Raw genomic sequence first — 4850 nt, forward strand, 5'->3', positions numbered from 1 at the left:
GCCCCACCACGCGCCCCGAGGACCCCACCGCCAGCGACGCCACCATCGCGTCCTGCGCCAGCCCCAGCGTGCAGTCCAGCACCGAGTCCCCCGCGCGAAGCTCCGCCACCCGAACGAAGGCATCCGGCTCCCCCGCCCGCAGCCGCATCCGCCGCAGGTGCGCCATGCCCGCGTGGAACCCGAACGAGCCCTCCGCGTCCCACAGCGTCACGCCGTCACCGCCCACCACCAAGAGCGCCGCCGCCTTCGTCCCCAGCCACGGCGCCACGCTCTCTTTCGCGCGCCGAGGCAGGAAGGGCACACCCCACCGCGCCGCCACGGCCCGCGCCTCGCGCACCAGCGCCGCGTCCACCTTCGTGCTCGTCGTCACCGCCAGCGGTACCAGGGCCACCCTCCTGCCTCGCATCCACCATGCCCGCAGCGAAGGAGCAACGGATTCCGCCATCCACGACGCTCCGCGCCACGTCGGCATGAACCGCGCGGACCGCAACGCACTGCTGGCGTTCCTGCGCTCGCCATCAGCCGCTGAAGCACGTCCAGGGGGCCGCGCGTCACGGGTGGGCCCCCATCTTCACACTCAGGACGCGTTCGCCGCCTTCAGCTGCTTGCGCCCCCCCTGCATGATGTCGACGGTGACGGACTGGTTCCGGCCGTTGCGCTTCGAGTGGTAGAGGCACTGGTCGGCCAGGTCGATGAGCTGCTGCTTCTCCATGGCGCTGTCGGGGAAGGTGGCGATGCCCAGCGACATGGTGATCTTCAGCGGCCCCATCTCCGTCTGGAACGTCTCCGCCTTCACGGCCTCGCGGATGCGCTCGGAGATGGTGAAGGCGCCCTTGGCGTCCGTCTCCGGCATGATGATGACGAACTCCTCGCCGCCGTACCGCGCGACGATGTCCGTGTCGCGCGCCATCGTCTTGATAATGCGGGCCACGCCCTTGAGCACCTGGTCGCCCGTCGGGTGGCCGTAGGTGTCGTTGACGCTCTTGAAGTGGTCCACGTCCGTGAGGATGAGCGAGAACTTGCGCTGGTAGCGCCGGGACTGGGCCAGCACCTCGTCCGCCTTCGCCTGGAAGGTGCGGTGGTTGTACAGGCCGGTGAGGCCGTCCGTGGTGGCCATGCGCTCCATCTGCTCGTAGAGCTGCGCGCGCAGCACCGCCTGCGCGGCTTGGATGGCGATGACCTCAATCATCCGCAGCACGTCCTGCTCGAATGCGGCCTTCTTGCGCGAGCCGGCGACCAGCGTGCCCAGGATGCGGTCCCCCGCCACCAGCGGGAAGATCTTCAGCGCACCCAGGCCGCGAATCTGCGTCTCGTCGTCGAAGATGATCTGCCGGTCCATGGCCTTGATGTCGCGGCCCGGCAGCGGCGCCCCGTAGCGGACCACGTTGGCCACCAGCCCGTTGTTGTCCTCGAAGCTCTGGCCGGACAGCGCCTGCCCCTGCGCCGTCACGCCGGACATGCGCACCACGCGGTGCATGCGCTTGCCGTCGACCTCGGACACCAGCGTCACCGCGCAGAAGTCCAGGCCCGCCAGTTGCCGGGTGCTCTCCAGCACCGCCACGAACACCTGGTCCGGGCTGCCCGCTCGGTTGAGCTCCTCGATGGCGCGGAAGAACCGGTCCTTCTCGTCGCGCGTCTTGCGGATGTAGCTCATCACCCGCTCCACTTCGATGGAGCGCAGCACCTCGCCGGCAATGGTGGAGAGCAGCTTTTCGTCCTGGTCGCTGAAGGGCTCGTTCGCCAGCCGGTCCGCCACCAGCACGCCGCGCACCAGGCCGCTGGCCTCCAGGATGGGCACCGCGAGCAGCGCCTGCACCGCGGGGCCGCCGCCGTCGTAGTGCGTCACGCCCTTGAGCCCGTTCGGCGAGTTCATCCGCACCGGGGCGCGGCGCTTGAGCACGCCGCCGATGATGCCCTCACCCGCGTTGAAGCGCTCGCGCTGCACGCGCTCGGAGCCGGAGCGGCAGTCGTACAGCTTGAGGCTCCGGTCATCCGACGTGAGCAGGAACGCGGCGCAGGTGTACGTGCGCAGCCCCGTCTCCGCGATTTCGAGCGCGGCCTGCACGGCGCCTTCGATCTCCTTCACCGAGGCCACCAGCCACTTCTCGTCCGAGCTCATCCCGCTGAAGCTGTCCTGCGTGCCGGACGACACCAGCCGGAAGGTCCGCGCCCGCTCCTCCACCTCGCGGATGCGCTTCTGCACCGCGTCGCTCTCCGCCCGGCGCGCGGCGGCGATGCGTGCCGCCAGCACCAGGTGGTAGAGGCCGGAGAACAGGGCCAGGAAGGCGGCGTGCGTCAGGTAGCCCGTGGCGTTGGGCACCGGGCCGCCCAGGGTCACCAGCGCGTCGTACACCAGCGCCACGCCCAGCAGCGTGAGGCCCGCGTTGCGCGGCAGGAAGGCCACCAGGAACGCCATCAGCAGATAGACGATGGGGAACAAGTCCCCGCCGCCAATGGCCACCACGACGAAGGCCGCGGAGAGGAGCGCGCCGCCCAGGTCCAGGTCATCGCGCAGGTCGACGACAGCACCCACCGCGCCACGCATGGCCCGGCGCCAGGCGGCCACGGCGATGCCTACCAGGAGGCAGCCCACCAGGGCCGCCTCGGTCCACCCCAGGGTGTTCAGCCCCCGGAAGCCGCCGCGCGCCAGGTGGATGAACGTGGCGAGCGAGGCCGCGGCGGGAACGGACCGGACCGCGAGACGCAGCAACCTTCCGGGAGACGGAAACTCGGGAAGCGACGTCATGGGGACTCCAGGTGGAAGACAATCTCGCCCGGCTTCACGAAGCCGAGCTCCTCACGCACGGCGCGCTCCAACGCGGCCGGGTCCTTGCGCAGTGCGGCAATCTCACTGCGCAGGGCCTCATTCTGAGCGGACAGGGAGCGGTTGCGGGCCTGCACCGACTCCACGTCCTGCCGGAGCGAGAGGTAGCGACGGAAGCCCTTCGCGTCCACGACGGACACGAGGCTCAGGGCCGCAGCCACCCCTACCGCCACCAACAGGAACTTTCGCCTCGCCGTCATGACCGCGGAGGACCGTACCAGTGGCCCCCTGCCCCGCAAGATTTCCGCTCCAGACCTGTAGCAATGCCGGAGAGCTACTCGGGCTGGGCCAGGAGCTTCTCCACGGCCTTCGCCATGTCGGCGTGGGATTCCACGCCATGCCAGCCGGCCACGGCCCGGCCCCGGCGGTCCAACAACACGGTGGTAGGCAGGCCCTGGATGGCGCCGAAGGCGCTGTGGCCTTCAATCATCGCCTGGTTCGCGACCAGCACCGGGTAGCGCAGCGCATAGTGGTCCGCGAAGGGCGCCAGGACCTTCTCCCCCTCCAGGTCCATGCCCACCGCCACCACCTGAAAGCCCCGGGGGCCGTAGTCCTTCTGGAGCGCCTCCAGCGTGGGCATCTCCGCCAGACACGGGAAGCACCACGTCGCGAAGAACGAGACGAGCACCACCTTCCCGTCCAGCGCGCGCACGTCATGCGGCGTGGGCCCGACCGACGGCAGCGCCAGCGCGTTGAGGAAGGCATGCCCCGCGTCCACCGGCCGAGTGCCCCGGCAGCCAGCCAGCGCCACCAGCGCCACGACGGCCCCCCGTAGCAGCACGCGGGACATGGCGATCAGGCCTCCGAGGCGGCCGGCCCGGCCCGCTGGCAGTCACGACACAGGCCGTACAGCTCCATCTTGTGCGACGTCACCTTGAAGCCGTGCTTGCGGGCCACGGCGTCCTGGAGCGCCTCGATGCGCTCATTCTCGAACTCGATGATGGTGCCACAGCGCGTGCAGACCAGGTGGTCATGGTGGTCGCGCCCCGCGGCTGCCTCGTAGCGCGTCTGCCCGTCCCCGAAGTTGCGCGCGTGGGCCAGGCCACACTCGCTGAGCAGCTTCATGGTCCGGTACACGGTGGCGACGGACACCTTGGTGTCCTGTTCACGCACCTTGTTCCACAGCTCCTCCACCGACAGGTGGCCTCCCACCGCGAAGAAGGTGTCGATGATGAGGCTGCGCTGCCGCGTGCTCTTCAGGCCGTGCTGGGCCATGTAGCGGGCAAGCACCTCGTCCTTGTCCCCGTCGTCGTGGTGATGGCCGTGACTGTTGCTCATGTAAAATCCTTCAAAGTCGCCGCGGGTCCGCGCCATGCCTCGGGCGCACTTGGGTGGAGGCCCGCGCTGCCTCGCCCTCCGCTCTTGTTGTAACCAATTCGGCCAACTCTGGCGACCCGGCCATTTCCCAACAAATGCGCCCCGGCGGAGAAGAAAACGTCACCGGCAGGTGTTGGTCTCCGGACGCGGCGGGCCTGATACTCCCGTCCCATCCTCCCCGCAACGCCTGGCGTGCGGCCCCGGGGGGCGCCTCCCCTCCCGTCCGCTCGTCCCCGCGACTTGCACTCGCCGTAGACTGTTTAGATTGGAATCGGACTGGCTCATTGACACCTGTCTGTGGGCGAAGATAGAGGCATCCGCCCTCGTAAACGAGCATTTTTCCGCGACATTCATGAACAGTCCCTGGCAGAGAAGACGACAGCCCGACGACGTCCCCACCCCCGTGGCGGTTGCCGTCTCGGACTTCTGCCGGCGCGCGAAGGCACCCGCCCCGGCACCCGAGGTCCGCGAGGCGCTGGCCCTCCTGGCCGAGGCTGATGATTTCCGCGTCCGCGCACTGACGGACGGCGAACCCGAGGCGTCCCCTCTGGGCCCCTTCGCCGTCGTCGACATCCTCAACGGCACCCAGGCCTCCGTGGCCGCGCAGCGTCAAGCGTGCGGCTTCTACGAGGTCGCCCGCGAGCTGGCGCACGTGCGCGATCAGAAGACGCCACCGCCCGCTCCGGCACCCGCCGAGCCCCCCCTCACC

Annotated in this window: 4 protein-coding genes and 2 pseudogenes; 1 reads left to right on the plus strand and 5 read right to left on the minus strand. The window is 69.6% G+C overall.

Annotation, left to right across the window (positions count from 1 at the left end; all coding sequences use genetic code 11):
• From HNV26_RS36800 to HNV26_RS36820, 5 genes and pseudogenes are all read right to left on the minus strand, one after another.
• Positions 1 to 445 (minus strand): annotated as a pseudogene (locus HNV26_RS36800) (class I SAM-dependent methyltransferase); the annotation flags it as partial.
• Between the two features lie 132 nt (positions 446 to 577).
• Entirely contained in the window at positions 578 to 2746 is a 2169-nt protein-coding gene (locus HNV26_RS36805; protein WP_171445520.1) for a sensor domain-containing diguanylate cyclase, read from the minus strand.
• Positions 2743 to 3024: an FtsB family cell division protein gene (locus HNV26_RS36810; RefSeq protein ID WP_171445519.1), complete on the minus strand. Its 282-nt coding sequence runs from the start codon at positions 3022 to 3024 to the stop codon at positions 2743 to 2745. The genes HNV26_RS36805 and HNV26_RS36810 overlap by 4 nt, the downstream gene beginning before the upstream one ends.
• Positions 3025 to 3098: 74 nt before the next feature.
• Positions 3099 to 3614 (minus strand): TlpA family protein disulfide reductase, encoded by a 516-nt coding sequence (locus HNV26_RS36815; protein ID WP_141594618.1) that lies wholly within the window; start codon positions 3612 to 3614, stop codon positions 3099 to 3101.
• A gap of 5 nt (positions 3615 to 3619) precedes the next feature.
• A complete protein-coding gene (locus HNV26_RS36820) occupies positions 3620 to 4102 on the minus strand; it encodes a Fur family transcriptional regulator (protein WP_171445518.1) in 483 nt (160 codons plus the stop codon).
• A gap of 34 nt (positions 4103 to 4136) precedes the next feature.
• Between HNV26_RS36820 and HNV26_RS39525 the strand changes: the two are divergent.
• Positions 4137 to 4850, plus strand: a pseudogene (locus HNV26_RS39525) (hypothetical protein); the annotation flags it as partial.

This window comes from Myxococcus xanthus (assembly GCF_013116825.1).
Lineage (GTDB): Bacteria > Myxococcota > Myxococcia > Myxococcales > Myxococcaceae > Myxococcus > Myxococcus xanthus_B.

Coding starts and splice junctions, on each gene's coding strand:
- HNV26_RS36810 (WP_171445519.1), bottom strand. CDS start 3,024: ATGACGGCGAGGCGAAAGTTCCTGTTGGTGGCGGTAGGGGTGGCTGCG.
- HNV26_RS36815 (WP_141594618.1), bottom strand. CDS start 3,614: ATGTCCCGCGTGCTGCTACGGGGGGCCGTCGTGGCGCTGGTGGCGCTG.
- HNV26_RS36805 (WP_171445520.1), bottom strand. CDS start 2,746: ATGACGTCGCTTCCCGAGTTTCCGTCTCCCGGAAGGTTGCTGCGTCTC.
- HNV26_RS36820 (WP_171445518.1), bottom strand. CDS start 4,102: ATGAGCAACAGTCACGGCCATCACCACGACGACGGGGACAAGGACGAG.